Genomic DNA, 15899 nt, shown 5'->3' with positions numbered 1-15899 from the left:
TGGGAAATGGACTAAGATAAAGTAAATTCGTGATAACAGATCACGTTTCTTCCCCAAGGGGAGATCAGAAAGGATGGAGCTTTTATGCAGGAAGTGAAAAAACCTTCCAAGCGCCCCCTAGTTTTCTATTATCTCATTGGTATGCTTATTTTAATGGTGCTGAACATGACGTTTTTCCCGTCTGTGCTGGAAAAACAGGTTCAGGAGGTGAGCTACTCCACCTTCATGTCCATGACCTATGAGGACAACATCGGTCTGGTGCAGATCGAAGGGGATGAGATCACCTTTACCGACAAGGCTCAGGAGAAGATCTACAAGACTACCGCCATCGACAGCGATACCGAGATGGTCCAGCGGGTCTATGAGCACGGCGGCGATATCAACCGCATCGATACCCAGCCCGGACTGCTCACCTCCATTCTGGTGGGGTGGGTGCTGCCCCTGGTGCCCTTCCTGCTCATTGGCTACTTTATCCGCAAGCGGATGCAGAAGAGCATGGGCGGCGCGGACGGCATGATGTTTGGTATGGGCGGCGGCTCAGGCGCCAAGGTATATGTCCCCTCCTCCAGCGGCATCCGCTTTGCCGACGTGGCCGGTGAGGACGAGGCCAAGGAGCTGCTCAGCGAAATCGTGGACTTTCTCCACGACCCGGCCAAGTACGCCGCCATCGGAGCCAAGCTGCCCAAGGGCGCGCTGCTAGTAGGCCCTCCGGGCACCGGCAAAACCCTGCTGGCCAAGGCTGTGGCCGGTGAGGCCAACGTCCCCTTCTTCTCCATCGCAGGCAGTGAATTTGTGGAGATGTTCGTAGGCCGGGGCGCCGCCAAGGTGCGTGACCTCTTTAAGCAGGCCAACGAGAAGGCCCCCTGTATCGTCTTCATCGATGAGATCGATACCATTGGCAAAAAGCGTGACGGTCAGCTGGCCGGCAACGACGAGCGGGAGCAGACACTCAACCAGCTGCTCACCGAGATGGACGGCTTTGACGGCTCCAAGGGCGTGGTGGTGCTGGCCGCTACCAACCGCCCCGACAGTCTGGACCCCGCTCTGCTGCGTCCCGGCCGTTTTGACCGGCGTATTCCCGTGGAGCTGCCCGACCTCCAGGGCCGCATTGAGATCCTGAAGGTCCACGCCCGGAAGATCCGTCTGGCGGAGGACGTGGACTTTGAACCCATCGCCAAGACTGCTGCCGGTGCCTCCGGCGCGGAGCTGGCCAATATCGTCAACGAGGCCGCCCTGCGGGCGGTACGGTCGGGACGGCAGTTTGCCACCCAGGAGGACCTGCAGGAGAGCGTGGAGGTGGTCATTGCGGGCTACCAGAAGAAGAGCCGGGTGCTCTCCGACGAGGAGAAGAAGATCGTGGCGTACCACGAGGTGGGCCACGCCCTGGTGGCTGCGCTGCAGAACCACTCCGCCCCGGTGCAGAAGATCACCATTATCCCCCGCACCTCCGGCGCCCTGGGTTATACCCTCCAGGTGGACGACGGCGACCACTTCCTTATGTCCAAGGACGAGCTGCTCAACAAGATTGCCACCTACACCGGCGGCCGGGCAGCGGAAGAATTGGTGTTCCACTCCATCACCACCGGAGCCTCCAACGACATTGAACAGGCCACCAAGCTGGCCCGGTCTATGATCTCCCGCTTCGGCATGAGCGAGGAGTTCGGCTTTGTGGCCTTTGAGACGGTGAGCAACCAGTACCTGGGCGGCGACGCCTCCCTGGCCTGCTCCCCCGAGACCCAGGCCCGTATCGACAAGAAGGTCACCCAGCTGGTGGATGAACAGTACCAGAAGGCTATGGAGCTGCTGAAGGAAAACGAGAGTAAGCTCCATGAGATCGCCGGGTACCTCTATGAGCATGAGACCATCACCGGACAGGAGTTTATGGACATTTTGAATCGGTAAGATGGATTTCCCCCAGGGCTTGTCCCTGGGGGAGTTTTTGTTTTGGGGAGAGGATGTTACTTTGCCCGCGGCGGCAAAGTAACCAAAACGCCGCCGGGGGACGGCTCCGATGAGCGCTGCGCCTTTGCTTGCGCTCATAGTCACCTTTCCCCCGGACCCCCATTTACGGGGGACGCCCTCCAGGGAGATGGGTTATGACCTCCCGGCGGACCTGAAACAAGCTCCGCAGTTCTTCTTGCCTCGGCCCACTGGGGCCTTCGAATTGGAAAATTAAAAGATGTGCGCTTGAAATAACACCGCCTACTCTGGCAGAACTGTGGTAGCTGGTCCGTTCGACCAGTGCCGCACCAAACAGGTAGGCAGGCACCAGGCGGTGTACATATAAAGTGACAATGCCTTCAAATTTTGATAGTAAAAGGGCCTAAGGCCCGGGAGTAGAATGGAGCACAGTCAAAACTTAGGCCGCCGGGGACTACGAAACAACCGAAGGGACACGCTCCCGTAGCCGGGGGGTCTGGGGGGCAGATGACTGTGAGCACCCGCTGCGCGAAGGTGCTCACCGGAATCAACCCCCAGCGATTCTTTGGTTCCTTTCTGATCGCTCAGAAAGGAACAACCGTCCCCCTCCCCGCCCCGCAGGGCGGAACCCATAAAAAAGTGGGAGCGACGCAGAATGTCACTCCCACAAAAAATTTCTCTTACGGGCGCAGAGGGGAAACGAAGTTTCCCACAAAGTTCTTTGCCAAGCTTTCTTTCAAGAAAGCGGGCTAACGGCGGACGATGTTTTCCGAAATCTCCCCCAGCGCCTGAGCGGCCTCCATATCAAAGCGCTGGCTGCGGGCCAAGTCGGCCAAGGAGACGATGCCCACCAGCTTTCCCCCCTCCACCACCGGCAGGCGGCGCACCTGCTGGCGGGCCATGAGCTGGGTGGCGGCCCGGCAATCGTCCTGGGGCGACACCGTGGCGCACCCCCGGGTCATGATCTCCCGCACCAGGGTCTGGGCGGGGTCCTCCTCGGCGGCCACACAGCGCAGTACGATATCCCGGTCGGTGACCATGCCACGCAGCTTCCGGTCCTCCCCGCACACTGGCAGCACGCCCACGTTGTGACGGCTCAGGAGCCGGGCGGCCAGGGCGGCGGAGGAGGTGGGCTCAATGGTGACCACACTGGGGTTCATCAGATCCTTAACTTGCACAGGGATCATCCTTTCCAGACGCACGGCGTCCTGTTTCTGTCAGTATGCCCCGGGCCTGCCTTCACCATACCGGCGATTCTTTAAATCAGATTAAGAATTAGACGAGAGTGTCAAAATCCCGTTGCATTCTCCCAGAAAAACAGGTATACTTGCATCATTTCCAAGCGGTATATTTTACCGCAGAGAGGAGAACCAACTTGAATAACGAAGGAAAAAAGCCCCGGAAAAACCTGAGCAAACCGGGCAAGATCCTCATCAACCTGCTGGTGACGGCGGTGGTAGGCTTTATCTACTTCTATCTGGGCCTGCCCGCTATCAATCTGCAGTCTCCGGACTTTTACAGCTTCATTTTTGTGCTGTGTCTGGCCTATGTGGCCTCTGCCCTGGTGACCTCCGGCTTCCGGGACGGCAAGACCTCTGGCAAGGCCCGGGTGGGAGACTACTTCCGCTTTATCAAGCAGCAGTGCCTGCCGGTGGGCATCTTTATGGTGCTGCTGGTGGTGGTGGCTCTGGTGGGTCAGATCATCTCTCTGCCCATCTTCCGGGCGGGAGCCTACTGGGACCTGCTCACTGTGGAGAACGGCACCTTTGCCGAGGATATCAGCCAGATTTCCTTTGACAAGATCCCCACCCTGGACCGGGACAGCGCCGAGTACCTGGGCGACCGGCAGATGGGTACCCTCAGCGACATGGTCAGCCAGTTTGAGTACCCCTCCAAGCAGTCGGTGCAGATCAACTACCAGGGCCGGCCGGTGCGGGTCTCCCCCATTGCCTACGCCGACCTCATCAAATGGTTTACCAACCGGGGCGAGGGTCTGCCCGCCTATGTGGTGGTGGACATGGTGACTCAGGAAGCCAGCGTGGTGCGGCTCCAGGAGGGCATGAAGTACTCCTTCTCCGAGCCCCTGAACCGCAACATTATGCGCCATCTCCGCTTCCAGTATCCCACTTATATGTTCGATAGCCCCAAGTTTGAAATCGACGAGGATGGCCAGCCCTGGTGGATCGCGCCCCGGGTGGTGAAAACCATCGGCCTGTTCGGCGGCACCGACATTAAGGGCGCGGTGCTCTGCAACGCCATCACCGGCGAGAGCACCTACTACGACATTGCCGACGTGCCCAGCTGGGTGGACAACGTGTACACCCCCCAGCTCATTATGGAGCAGTACGACTACCACGGCACCCTCATCAACGGCTTTATCAACTCCGTGCTGGGTCAGCGGGACGTGACCGTGACCACCGAAGGGTATAACTACATCGCCCTCAACGACGATGTATATGTGTACACCGGCGTCACCTCCGCCAACGCCGACCAGTCCAACCTGGGCTTCCTGCTGAGCAACCAGCGCACCAAGGAGACCCGCTTCTACGACGCCCCCGGAGCCACCGAGTACGCGGCCATGTCGTCGGCCCAGGGTGTGGTGCAGGATCTGGGCTACACTGCTACCTTCCCCCTGCTGCTCAACATCGCCGGGGAGCCCACCTACTTCATCCCCCTGAAGGACCAGAGCAGTCTGGTGAAGATGTACGCTATGGTCAACGTGGCCCAGTATCAGATCGTGGCCACCGGCACCACTGTATCCCAGTGTGAACAGACCTATGTGCGCCAGCTCTCGGACAAGGGCATCACCAAGCCGGAAGAGGTGCCTCAGACCACCGCTGAGGGCACCGTGGCCGAGATCCGCTCCGCTGTGCTGGACGGAAACACCTACTACTTTGTTCGCCTGGACGGCGAGCAGGTCTTCTACTCCCTGTCGGCGGCCAAGGATGAACTGGCTGTCATTCTGAACGTGGGCGACAAGGTGACAATTGAGCACGCAGCTACTGAGGAGGGCGGCTCCATTCTGGACGGTTACTCCCTGACTATCGATGGCCGTGCCGCGTCCAACCAGGCCGACACAGGCGAGAATACCGCCCAGCCGGCGGCATAACTTAAAATCTCAAATCAAAGAAGGCCGTCCCGGCAGGGACGGCCTTCTTTGATTGCTTAGTTCAGGTTTTGTTGGACGGTACAGCCCATGCCAATCATGCTGGCCCGGTTGCCCAGCTGAGCAGCGACCAGACGGCAGCCCAAGAAGCTGGACTTCAGCAGGGGATGCACCCGAGCCTCCACCCGGGGCAGGACCTGTGGGGCCTCCATGACCCCGCCGCCTAAAATTACCCGCTCCGGGGCAAAGGCGTGGATCAGGCCGACCAGACCCAAAGCCACCTCGCCGCACCAGCGGTCCACCAACTGGGACACAGCAGGCTCAGCCAGGCGGGCAAAGATAGCGCGGCCATCGGTGAAGGTGGGATCTAGTTCCCGGGCCATGCGGACCAAGGCGGTGGTGCTGGCGTAACGCTCATAGCTGCCCGAACCCCGGTCATCGGCCTGCAGATCCTCCGGGTGGACCAACATGCCGCCGAATTCTCCGGCGCTGGCCATGCCCCGGTAGAGCTGCCCATTCAGAATGCAAGCTCCGCCTACTCCGGTACCATAGCTGACCATAAGGCTGTGGCGGGCCCCCTGGGCCGCGCCGTGGAAGGCCTCGCCCAGAGCGGCAGCGTTGACATCGTTTTCCACTGCGGCCGGCACTCCCAGCTCCTGAGTGAGCAGACGGCCCACCTCCATGCCGGTGTAACCGGGGATATTGTCACATAATAGAATACGGCCGCTCTCCGGCTCTACTTCTCCGGCGGTGGACAGGCCTACCCCGTCAATGGGGCCCATAGCACGGACCAGAGTAATCACCCGGTCCAGCACCGCCTGGGCGCCCTCCTGAGAGTGGGTGGGAGTCTGCTGGGTGTGAGACAGTGCAGTTCCGTCCCACAGGCCGCTTTTAATCATAGTGCCGCCTAAATCAATACAGGCAATGCGATAAGACATGATAGCTTCCTTCCTTATGAGTGAAATTTCTGCCCTCAAGGTACAATACTCTGCGCAAAAGAGTGGGAGCGACGGAATACGTCATTCCCATAAATATATTTCTTACAGGCGCGGAAGGGAAACGAAGTTTCCCACAAAGTTCTTTGCCAAGCTTTCTTTCAAGAAAGCGGTGGGCGCAGAGGCAAAGCGAAGCTTAGCAGAAGGCTTTTTGCCAACTTTTTTCTCAAAAAAAGTTAGTGCATGTCGTGGCTGTTCAGGAGGTTCTGCTTGATGTCCCACAGCTTCTGGCTCAGGTCCACATAGTAGTTGTGGGGGTTCTCAAAGCGCTTTACCTCGTCCCACAGGGAATCCACCTGCCGCTGGCAGTAGGAGCGGCTGGCCTGGAGGTCGGGCACCTGATAGACCAGTTCACCGTTCAGGAAAATGGGGACCATCAACTCCCGGGCCTCATAGTCGGTGTAGGTCTTGCGCTTCCAGGTGGCGTCGGGGTCAAAGAGTTCCAGAGGCTGGGTGAAGTCAAACTCCTCGTTGTGCAGGCAGATGAGATCGGCCTCCGCCTTGCCCGTGTCCTTGGAGAAGATACGGTAGATCTTCTTGAAGTGGGGAGTAGTGATCTTGGCGGCATTCTCGCTGATCTTGATCTTGGGAATGATATTGCCGCTCTCATCCTCGATGGCCACCAGCTTATATACCCCGCCGAACACCGGCTCGGAGCGGGAGGTGATGAGCCGCTCGCCCACGCCGAAGGAGTCGATACGGGCGCCCTGGCGCACCAGATCCCGGATGATGTACTCGTCCAGGGCGTTGGAGGCAAAGATCTTGCAGCTGGTAAGACCCGCCTCGTCCAGCATCTCCCGGGCCTTCCGGGACAGGTAGGTGAGGTCGCCGGAGTCCAGGCGGATACCGCACTTGGTGATGCCCATGGGCTCCAGCACCTCTTTGAAGGCACGGATGGCATTGGGCACGCCGGATTTCAGCACGTTATAGGTGTCCACCAGCAGGATGGCGTTTTCCGGATAGAGCTGGCAGTAGGTCTTGAAGGCGGTGTACTCGTCGGGGAACATCTGCACCCAGGAGTGGGCCATGGTGCCGGTGGCGGGAGAGCCGTAGTGCTGGTCGGCCATGGTGCAGGCGGTGGCGGAGCAGCCGGCGATGTAGCTGGCCCGGGCGCCCAGCAGAGCGCCGTCGGGGCCGTGGGCCCGGCGGGAGCCGAATTCCGCCACCGGGCGGCCCTCGGCGGCCCGGACGATGCGGTTGGACTTGGTGGCGATGAGGCACTGGTGGTTGAGGCACAGCAGCACAAAAGTCTCAATAAACTGGGCCTGGATGGCGGGGGCCCGCACGGTGAGGATGGGCTCGCCGGGGAAGATGGGGGTGCCCTCGGGCACGGCCCAGATGTCGCCGGTAAAGCGGAAGGTACGCAGATAATCTAAAAACTCCGGGGCAAAGCAGCCCTTGGACTGGAGGTAAGCGATGTCCTCCTCGTCAAAGCACAGGTTCTGGATGTACTCCACCACCTGGGCCAGGCCCGCCGCGATGGCGAAGCCTCCCTTGTCGGGGACGGAGCGGTAAAACACGTCAAAGTAACAGATCCGGTCGGCCAGTCCGGTCTGGAAATAGCCGTTGCCCATGGTCAGCTCGTAGAAGTCGCAGAGCATGGTCAGGTTTGTTTTTGCTTTCATGGCTGGGGCAGCCTCCTCACATGGGGGTGACAAGACACCCCGAATTGCCTTTATTATACCCGCTCCCCTGGGGAAAGGCAAGGACAAGCGGGGTATTCCGTAAAAAAATTGTTAAAATCCAGGAGAATTTCGAAAAGGGCATGTAATTTTGTTCTGGCTGGCAATACTAAATGGAACAAAGGAGCAAAAAAGGAGGCGTTTGGTATGGATGTGCCCAGCCGTACTCTGGAAAATCTGGCCCGGGGGCTGGCGGAGAAAAATCTGGCCCGCAGCCGGTATATGCTGGCGGCGGGAGCGGCCCACCGGGATGGGCTGGCGGTGGTGGAGCTGCTGTTTGTGCGCACGGCGGAGCAGGAGCGGGTCCATGGACGGCAGTTTGAGCGGGTAGCCCAGGTGGACGAGACCCACGGGGACCGGTTTGCCCGGTGGGCTGGGCGGCTGGAGGATGGGGAGCTGTTTGCCCGGCCTCTCCCCTGCCTGTGGCGGTGCACTGTCTGCGGCCACACCCAGTATGAGGAGGGGGCGCCGGAGCGCTGTCCGCTGTGTCTGGGACCGCAGAGCCAGTTTCTGGCACTGGAGGGGAGGACTGGTTTTAAAGAATTGACTAACCACACCTTAAGGTATCCTTTATACTTTTTTCATTGCCCTGGTCCGGGCAACTATGGTATACTGATTCTATCTGGACAGGACAGCCTGTCCGGTCTGATGATAAAGAAAAGGCGGGATACAAGTTGGAGCGTACCTTTGACGCGCTGGTGGTCGGCGCGGGTTATGCCGGGGCGGTGTGCGCCCGGCAGTTGGCAGAGCAGGGCGGCAAGCGGGTGCTGGTTCTGGAGCGCCGGGACCATATCGGCGGCAACGCCTACGACTGTCTGGACCAGGCCGGCGTGCTCATTCACCAGTACGGCCCCCATATCTTCCACACCAACGACAAGCGGGTCTTTGACTGGCTGTCCCGGTTTACTCCCTGGCGGGACTACCAGCACCGGGTCATCGCCAACATCCCCGACAATGCCGGGGGCCGCATGACCTACCCGGTCCCCTTCAACCTCACCTCCCTGGAGACCGCCTTTGGTCCCAAGGAGGGCAAGCGCCTGGGGGACAAGCTGCTGGCCGAGTACGGCGCGGAGCAGAAGGTGACCATTCTCGAGCTGCGGCAGAACGCTGACCCCGAGATCGCCGCTCTGGCCGACTATGTGTACGAGCACGTGTTTGTCCACTACACCATGAAGCAGTGGGGACAAAAGCCGGAGGCGATCGACCCCAACACCACCGCCCGGGTGCCGGTGTTCCTCTCCCGGGATGACCGCTACTTCCAGGACGCCTTCCAGGGCATGCCTCAGGAGGGTTACACCCCCATGTTTGAGCGGATGCTGGACCATCCCAACATCACCGTGGAGCTGGGCTGCGACGCCCTGAAGCGGCTGGATGTGAGCGGGGAGCAGATCAAGGTGGATGGCGAAGTCTTTGACGGCCCCGTCATCTACACCGGCCAGGCCGACGAGCTCTTTGGCTTCCAGTTTGGCCCCCTCCCCTACCGCACCCTGGACTTCCGCTTCGAGACCCTTCCCCAGGACGACTTCCAGGGCTACGGCACGGTGAACTACACCGTGGACGAGGACTATACCCGCATCACCGAGTTTAAGCACCTCACCGGCCAGAAGGTGCCCGGGAAGACCACCATCGTGAAGGAGTACTCCCGCGCCTATACCGGAGCGCCGGGAGAGACCCCTTACTACGCTATCATTAACCCGGACAACAATGCCCAGTACGGCCAGTACAAGGCCCTGGCGGAGAAGTTCCCAAACCTCCACCTGTTGGGCCGCCTGGCGGAGTACAAATACTACAATATGGACGCTATCGCCGGCCGGGCGCTGGACCTGGCTGAAGAGCTGCTGAAGTGATTGCGGCGTGAGCCGCCGGGGCGCGGAACACCCGTGCCCCCTCCGACGAGAGGAGATAATTACATATGGATAAGCTGATTACCTTTGCCGTCCCTTGTTATAACTCCGCTGCCTATATGGAGCACTGCGTGGAGACCCTGCTCCAGGGCGGCGACGACATCGAGATCATCCTGGTGGACGACGGCTCCACCAAGGACGACACCCCCGCCATCTGCGACCGCTATCAAGCGGAGTACCCGGACATCGTGCGGGCCATCCACCAGGAGAACGGCGGCCACGGCGAAGGGGTCAACCAGGGCCTGCGCCACGCCCAAGGGATGTACTATAAGGTGGTGGACTCCGACGACTGGCTGGACGAGGCGGCCCTGAAGGCCGTTCTGGACAAGCTGAGGGCGTTCGCCGGGGCGGAGCAGCCGCTGGACCTCTTTATCGCCAACTACGTCTATGAGCACGTGGAGGACAACACGCAGAAGGTGATGAAGTACACCAACGTGTTCCCCGAGGGCCGCGTGTTCACCTGGAACGAGATCGGCCGCTTCCGGCCCTCCCAGTACCTGCTGATGCACTCGGTCATCTACCGCACCGAGATGCTGCGCGCCTGCCGGCTGGAGCTGCCCAAGCACACCTTCTATGTGGACAACATCTTTGTCTACCAGCCCCTGCCCTATGTGAAGAACATGTACTACCTGGATGTGGACCTGTACCGCTACTTTATCGGCCGCTCCGACCAGAGCGTCAACGAGAAGGTGATGGTCACTCGGGTGGACCAGCAGCTGCGGGTCACCTACCACATGATTGACTCCCACGACCTGCGCCAGGTCTCTGCGGAGCACAAGAAGCTGGGCCGGTATATGTTCAACTACCTGGCTATGATGATGGCCATTTCCTCCATCTTCCTGGTCATTGACAGCTCCCCCGAGGCCCTGGGCAAGCGCACCCAGCTGTGGGAGTACCTGCGTACCGTGGACTCCGGCATCTACCACAAGATGAAGTACCGCGCTGTGTCCGCCTTTACTGCTTTCCCCGGCTATCAGGGACGGAAGCTGTCGGTGGGACTTTATCGTCTGGCTCGGAAGATTTATAAATTCAACTAACCTACTTTTTTCGAGAAAAAAGTAGGCAAAAAAGCTTTGTGCAAAGCTTTGCTTTGCCTCTGCGCCCGTAAGAGAGATTTTTGTGGGAGTGACGTGTTCCGTCGCTCCCACTTTTTTGTTTGGAGGGTTCCGCCCTGCGGGGCGGGGAGCGAGGAGTGTTCTTTCCAGCGATGGAAAGAACCAAAGATCGCCGGGGGACGGCTCCGATGAGCGCCTACGCGGAGCGGGCGCTCATAGTCACCTTTCCCCCGGTCCCCCTGTTACGGGAGCGGGTCCCTTTGGCCTCTTACTCTCTTCCGGCGGCCTAAATTTTGACCGTGCACCCCTCTCCACTCGGCCCACTGGGGCCTATTGCCATCAAAATTTGCAAGTTTTTGCTCTCTATCGTACACCGCCTGGTGCGCCCCTACCTGTTTGGTGCGGTCGTCATCGATTGCCCGGCTGCCACAGCTTTGCCAGACTAGGTGGTGTGCGTACAGCGCGGATACTTTCAAATTTCTACCTTGTAGGGGCCTGTGCCCCCGAGGCAAGAAGGAAGCAAGGTCTTGTGTTCGAAGCCGCCGGACGCAAGTGCCCATCTTCCAGGAGGGCGTCCTCCGTAGCCGGGGGTCCAGGGGGCAACGCCTATGAACACCGGCGCAAGCCAGGTGTTCATCGAAGGAAGCCCCCTGGTGCCTTTTTGGTTCCTTTTTGGGCCAGCAAAAAGGAACACTCGTCTCTTTGGTGAAAAAATGAACCCCCTTCCCCCTTGACATCAACTCAAAAAACAGATAAGATATTCTGGCAAATAAGGAAAACCGCGTGGAAAAGGAAAAGTACCCGCCTCTGAGACGCACAGAGAGCCGCCGTTTAGGTGCAAGGCGGACGGGAGGAGCCGGGGAACATCACCTTGGAGCAGAGGGCTGAACTTAAGTAGGCCTCTCCGGACGCCCCCGTTACCGGGCAGAACTTGAGTGGCCGGACGTGTTTGTCCGGCAAGAAGAGTGGTACCGCAGAGGATATTGCCTTTGTCTCTTTGTTGAGACAAGGGTTTTTTTGTTTTCTGAGAGGAGTGGCTTTGATGAACTGCCCCAAATGTGGAAACGAAATGTCCCTTGGCTGGATGATTCCGGGGAAAATCTGCCAGCTGGAGTGGGCCCCTGAGCGCGGGCAATTTCCCTTTCCCCGCAAGGGCAGGGTACGGCTCAAACCCACCCCGCCCCCAGATACCCTCTTTGACTTTGTGGAATATCCTGCTTATCTCTGCGCGGCTTGTAAAACCGTAATCTTTGAGTATCAATAAATGGAGGAACACGAGACATGGACTACAATAAGACCATCAATCTCCCCCAGACCGACTTCCCCATGCGGGCCGGTCTGCCCAAGCGGGAGCCCGACATGCTCCAGCGCTGGAACGATATGGACCTGTACAACGAGATGCTGAAGAAGAACGAGGGCAAGCCTCTCTTCTCCCTCCACGACGGCCCTCCGTTCTCCAACGGCAACCTGCATATGGGCCACGCCCTCAACAAGTCCCTGAAGGACTTCATTACCCGTATGTACGCCATGCGGGGCTACTACACCCCCTATATCCCCGGCTGGGATAACCACGGCATGCCCATCGAGAGCGCCATCATCAAGGAGCAGAAGCTCAACCGCAAGCAGATGAGCGTTCCCGAGTTCCGTACCGCCTGCCACAACTACGCCCAGAAGTATATCGACATCCAGATGGAGGGCTTCAAGCGCATCGGCGTGCTGGCCGACTGGGAGCATCCCTACAAGACCATGGACCCCGGCTTTGAGGCCGAGGAGGTCAAGGTGTTCGGGGAGATGTACAAGAAGGGCTATATCTACAAGGGCCTCAAGCCCGTTTACTGGTGCCCCAACGACGAGACCGCCCTGGCCGAGGCCGAGATCGAGTACCAGGACGACCCCTGTACCACCGTGTACGTGAAGTTCCAGATGAAGGACGACCAGGGCAAGCTGGCCGCCTATGACCACAGCAAGCTGTTCTTCGTGATCTGGACCACCACCATCTGGACGCTGCCCGGCAACCTGGCCATCGCCCTCCACCCCGACGAGAGCTACGCCCTGGTGAAGGCTCCCAACGGTGAGACCTATATCATGGCCGAGGCCCTGGTGGAGAAGGTCATGAAGGTGGGCGGCTTTGAGTCCTGGGAGATCGCCGAGACTCACCCCGGCTCCTTCTTCGAGAATATGCTGGCCCAGCACCCCTTCCTGGATAAGACCTCCCGCCTGCTGCTGGCCGACTACGTCACCATGGACTCCGGTACCGGCTGCGTCCACACCGCTCCCGGCTTCGGCGCCGACGACTACCAGACCTGCCGCCGCTACGGCATGGAGATGGTGGTGCCCGTGGACGACCGTGGCCGCCACACCGACTACGCCGGCAAGTACGCCGGCATGAAGACCGAGGAGTCTAATCCTGTCATCCTGGCTGACATGAAGGAGAGCGGCGCTCTCTTTGCCAGCGAGGAGATCGTCCACTCCTACCCCCACTGCTGGCGCTGCAAGAAGCCCATCATCTTCCGCGCCACTCCCCAGTGGTTCTGCTCCGTGGATGCCTTCAAGGACGAGGCCTGCGCCGCCTGTGACGACGTGCGCTGGGTGCCCGGCTGGGGCATTGACCGCATGAAGTCCATGATCCGGGAGCGCGCCGACTGGTGCATCAGCCGTCAGCGCCGCTGGGGTCTGCCCATCCCCGTGTTCTACTGCAAGGACTGCGGCAAGTCCATCTGCACCGACGAGACCATCGCCGCCGTGAGCAAGCTCTTCGGCGAGAAGGGCTCCAACGCCTGGTATGAGATGGAGGCTTCCGACATCCTGCCCGCCGATTTCGCCTGCCCCCACTGCGGCTCCAAGGGCGGCTTCACCAAGGAGGAGGACACCCTGGACGGCTGGTTCGACTCCGGTTCCACCCACTTTGCCTCCATGCAGAAGGACCAGGGCTTCTGGCCTGCCACCATGTACCTGGAGGGTCTCGACCAGTACCGCGGCTGGTTCCAGTCCTCCATGCTCACCGCCGTGGGCGCTCTGGGCAAGGGTGCGCCCTTCAAGGAGTGCCTGACCCACGGCTGGACCGTGGACGGCGAGGGCCGTGCCATGCACAAGTCTCTGGGCAACGGTGTGGACCCCGCTGACATCTTCAAGAAGTACGGCGCCGACCTGCTCCGTCTGTGGGCTGGTTCCGCTGACTACCATGTGGATGTGCGCTGCTCCGACAACATCTTCAAGCAGCTCTCCCAGAACTACCTGAAGTTCCGCAACACTGCCCGGTACTGCCTGGGCAACCTCAACGGCTTCGATCCTGAGAACTTGGTCAAGCCCGAGGAGATGCTGGAGCTGGACAAGTGGGCGGTGACCAAGCTCAATGAGCTGACCCAGAAGTGCTTCGCCGCCTATGATAACTACGAGTTCCACGTGGTCTCCCACGCCATCAACGACTTCTGCGTGGTGGAGCTGTCCTCCTTCTATCTGGATATCATCAAGGACCGCCTCTACTGCGAGGAGAAGGACGGCCTGAAGCGCCGCTCCGCCCAGACCGCTCTGTGGCTCATCCTGGATACCATCACCAAGCTGTTTGCCCCCATCCTGGCCTTCACCTGTGACGAGATCTGGCAGGCCATGCCTCACCGCGCCGATCAGGATGCCCGCAACGTGGTGCTCAACGAGATGAACAAGCCCTTTGCCGACTATGCCCTCAGCGAGGACGAGATGGCCAAGTGGGACAAGATCATCGACGTGCGTACCGCCGTTAACGGCGTGCTGGAGAGCGCCCGGAACGAGAAGAAGATCGGCAAGAGCCTGGAGGCCGCCGTGGAGCTGACTGTTCCTGCCGAGGACGCCTTCCTGGCCGAGATGGACGAGGAGTACCTGGCCGACCTGTTCATCGTTTCCCAGGTGAACGTCACCGTGGGCGAGGCCCTGGCTGTTCAGGTCTCCGAGGCCAAGGGCGAGAAGTGTGAGCGCTGCTGGAAGCACCACATCAAGGTGGGCTCCGACGCCAACCACCCCACCCTCTGCCCCCGCTGCGCCGCCACGCTTTCTTGAAAGAAAGCTTAGCAAAGAACTTTGTGCGAAACTGCGTTTCGCCGCTGCGCCCGTAACAAAATGAAAGGTAGGAGTGACGTTCTGCGTCGCTCCTACTTTTTTCTTGTCAGCCCATATTTAAAAGTTTTCCACATTTTCTGGTGTTTTTGTGGAAAGTAAAGTACAATAGAGAAAAACGGAAGGAAATGAGGTGCCGTGATGACCGATGTAATCGTGGTGGGAGGCGGCCCGGCCGGACTCACCGCCGGGCTGTACCTGGCCCGGGCGGGGCGTAGCGTGCTGGTGCTGGAGGAGAGCACCCCCGGCGGACAGATCAACTTCTCTCCCCTTGTGGAAAACTATCCTGGTCTGCCCCGGGTGGCGGGCAGTGAGCTGGGTGACACCCTGGCCCAGCAGGCCCAGGATCTGGGCGCTCAGCTGGAGTATGAGAGCGTCACGGCGGTAACGCCCCTGGAGGATGGTTTCCAGGTGGACACCGACTGCGGCAGCCACACCTGCAAGGGGCTGATTCTCGCCACCGGTGTTCGCCACCGTCCCCTGGGTCTTTCCGGTGAGGAGGAGTTGGTGGGACAGGGCATCTCCTACTGCGCCGTGTGCGACGGACCCTTCTGTAAGGGTAAGCCCGTGGCCGTAGTGGGCGGGGGCGACACCGCCCTCCAGGACGCCCTGTTTTTGGCCCAGCTGTGTCCTCAGGTGACCCTTATTCACCGCCGGGACCAGTTCCGGGGCGCCCAGCGGCTGGTGGATCAGGTTCTCGCCTGCCCCAACATTCAGTGCCTCATGGACAGTACGGTGGAGGCCCTGGACCAGGCGGACGGCCAGCTCACCGGCATCCAGGTGAAGAACAAGGTCACCGGGGAGATCACCGCTCTGGCGGTGGACAACCTGTTTGTGGCGGTGGGGCAGCAGCCTCAAAACCAGCTCTTTGCCGACCTGGTGGAGCTGGACGAGGCGGGGTATATCCGTTCTTCCGACTGCCGCACCAGCCGACCCGGGGTGTATGCCGCCGGGGACTGCCGCACCAAATCGGTGCGTCAGCTCACCACCGCCGTCAGCGACGGCACGATTGCGGCGTTACTTTTCTTGGAAGAAACATAATCTATAAAGGGAAAATGTGCCTTTCTGAGCGATCAGAAAGGCACGAAAGAATCGCCGGGGGACGGCTCCGATGAGCGCCTTCGCACAGCGGGCGCTCATAGTCACCT

General features: G+C 60.0%; 10 protein-coding genes, 1 pseudogene and 1 other annotated feature. Of the genes and pseudogenes, 8 read left to right on the top strand and 3 right to left on the bottom strand.

Annotated elements, in window-relative coordinates; translation table 11 throughout:
* Positions 1-84: 84 nt before the first annotated feature.
* Positions 85-1902 (top strand): ATP-dependent zinc metalloprotease FtsH, encoded by a 1818-nt coding sequence (ftsH, locus tag ACLTXB_RS13845; protein WP_235396480.1) that lies wholly within the window; start codon positions 85-87, stop codon positions 1900-1902.
* A 767-nt stretch (positions 1903-2669) separates the two neighbouring features.
* On the opposite strand, the gene ACLTXB_RS13840 is transcribed toward ftsH, so the two are convergent.
* Positions 2670-3107: a CBS domain-containing protein gene (locus tag ACLTXB_RS13840; RefSeq protein ID WP_235396478.1), complete on the bottom strand. Its 438-nt coding sequence runs from the start codon at positions 3105-3107 to the stop codon at positions 2670-2672.
* A 188-nt stretch (positions 3108-3295) separates the two neighbouring features.
* Between ACLTXB_RS13840 and ACLTXB_RS13835 the strand changes: the two genes are divergently transcribed.
* Entirely contained in the window at positions 3296-5029 is a 1734-nt protein-coding gene (locus ACLTXB_RS13835) for a CvpA family protein (protein ID WP_428227413.1), read from the top strand.
* A gap of 56 nt (positions 5030-5085) precedes the next feature.
* On the opposite strand, the gene ACLTXB_RS13830 is transcribed toward ACLTXB_RS13835, so the two are convergent.
* Positions 5086-5964: an ROK family protein gene (locus ACLTXB_RS13830; RefSeq protein WP_428227412.1), complete on the bottom strand. Its 879-nt coding sequence runs from the start codon at positions 5962-5964 to the stop codon at positions 5086-5088.
* A gap of 233 nt (positions 5965-6197) precedes the next feature.
* Entirely contained in the window at positions 6198-7646 is a 1449-nt protein-coding gene (locus tag ACLTXB_RS13825) for a nicotinate phosphoribosyltransferase (protein WP_428227411.1), read from the bottom strand.
* Positions 7647-7850: 204 nt separating this feature from the next.
* Between ACLTXB_RS13825 and ACLTXB_RS13820 the strand changes: the two are divergent.
* The 6 genes and pseudogenes from ACLTXB_RS13820 to ACLTXB_RS13795 all read left to right on the top strand — a co-directional run.
* A pseudogene (locus ACLTXB_RS13820) lies at positions 7851-8201 on the top strand (rubredoxin-like domain-containing protein); the annotation flags it as partial.
* 176 nt (positions 8202-8377) lie between these two features.
* Positions 8378-9550, top strand: coding sequence for a UDP-galactopyranose mutase (gene glf, locus ACLTXB_RS13815; RefSeq protein WP_428227410.1), 1173 nt, complete (start codon positions 8378-8380; stop codon positions 9548-9550).
* Between the two features lie 65 nt (positions 9551-9615).
* Complete coding sequence (locus ACLTXB_RS13810) at positions 9616-10644, top strand: glycosyltransferase family 2 protein (RefSeq protein ID WP_428227409.1); 1029 nt, start codon at positions 9616-9618, stop codon at positions 10642-10644.
* Between the two features lie 793 nt (positions 10645-11437).
* Positions 11438-11662, top strand: a binding site (T-box leader).
* A 42-nt stretch (positions 11663-11704) separates the two neighbouring features.
* Positions 11705-11926 (top strand): PF20097 family protein, encoded by a 222-nt coding sequence (locus ACLTXB_RS13805; RefSeq protein ID WP_428227408.1) that lies wholly within the window; start codon positions 11705-11707, stop codon positions 11924-11926.
* A 17-nt stretch (positions 11927-11943) separates the two neighbouring features.
* Positions 11944-14694 carry an isoleucine--tRNA ligase gene (gene ileS / locus ACLTXB_RS13800; RefSeq protein WP_428227407.1) on the top strand — a complete coding sequence of 917 codons (2751 nt, stop codon included), beginning with the start codon at positions 11944-11946 and terminating at the stop codon, positions 14692-14694.
* 198 nt (positions 14695-14892) lie between these two features.
* The gene (locus ACLTXB_RS13795; RefSeq protein WP_428227406.1) at positions 14893-15792 is read left to right on the top strand and encodes an NAD(P)/FAD-dependent oxidoreductase; all 900 of its coding nucleotides are present in this window, start codon (positions 14893-14895) and stop codon (positions 15790-15792) included.
* Positions 15793-15899: the final 107 nt, after the last annotated feature.

Source organism: Flintibacter sp., from assembly GCF_046973065.1.
This window is presented reverse-complemented; position numbering and strand designations above follow the sequence as displayed.

Coding starts and splice junctions, on each gene's coding strand:
- ftsH (WP_235396480.1), top strand. CDS start 85: ATGCAGGAAGTGAAAAAACCTTCCAAGCGCCCCCTAGTTTTCTATTAT.
- ACLTXB_RS13840 (WP_235396478.1), bottom strand. CDS start 3,107: ATGATCCCTGTGCAAGTTAAGGATCTGATGAACCCCAGTGTGGTCACC.
- ACLTXB_RS13830 (WP_428227412.1), bottom strand. CDS start 5,964: ATGTCTTATCGCATTGCCTGTATTGATTTAGGCGGCACTATGATTAAA.
- ACLTXB_RS13825 (WP_428227411.1), bottom strand. CDS start 7,646: ATGAAAGCAAAAACAAACCTGACCATGCTCTGCGACTTCTACGAGCTG.
- ACLTXB_RS13810 (WP_428227409.1), top strand. CDS start 9,616: ATGGATAAGCTGATTACCTTTGCCGTCCCTTGTTATAACTCCGCTGCC.
- ACLTXB_RS13805 (WP_428227408.1), top strand. CDS start 11,705: ATGAACTGCCCCAAATGTGGAAACGAAATGTCCCTTGGCTGGATGATT.
- ileS (WP_428227407.1), top strand. CDS start 11,944: ATGGACTACAATAAGACCATCAATCTCCCCCAGACCGACTTCCCCATG.
- ACLTXB_RS13795 (WP_428227406.1), top strand. CDS start 14,893: ATGACCGATGTAATCGTGGTGGGAGGCGGCCCGGCCGGACTCACCGCC.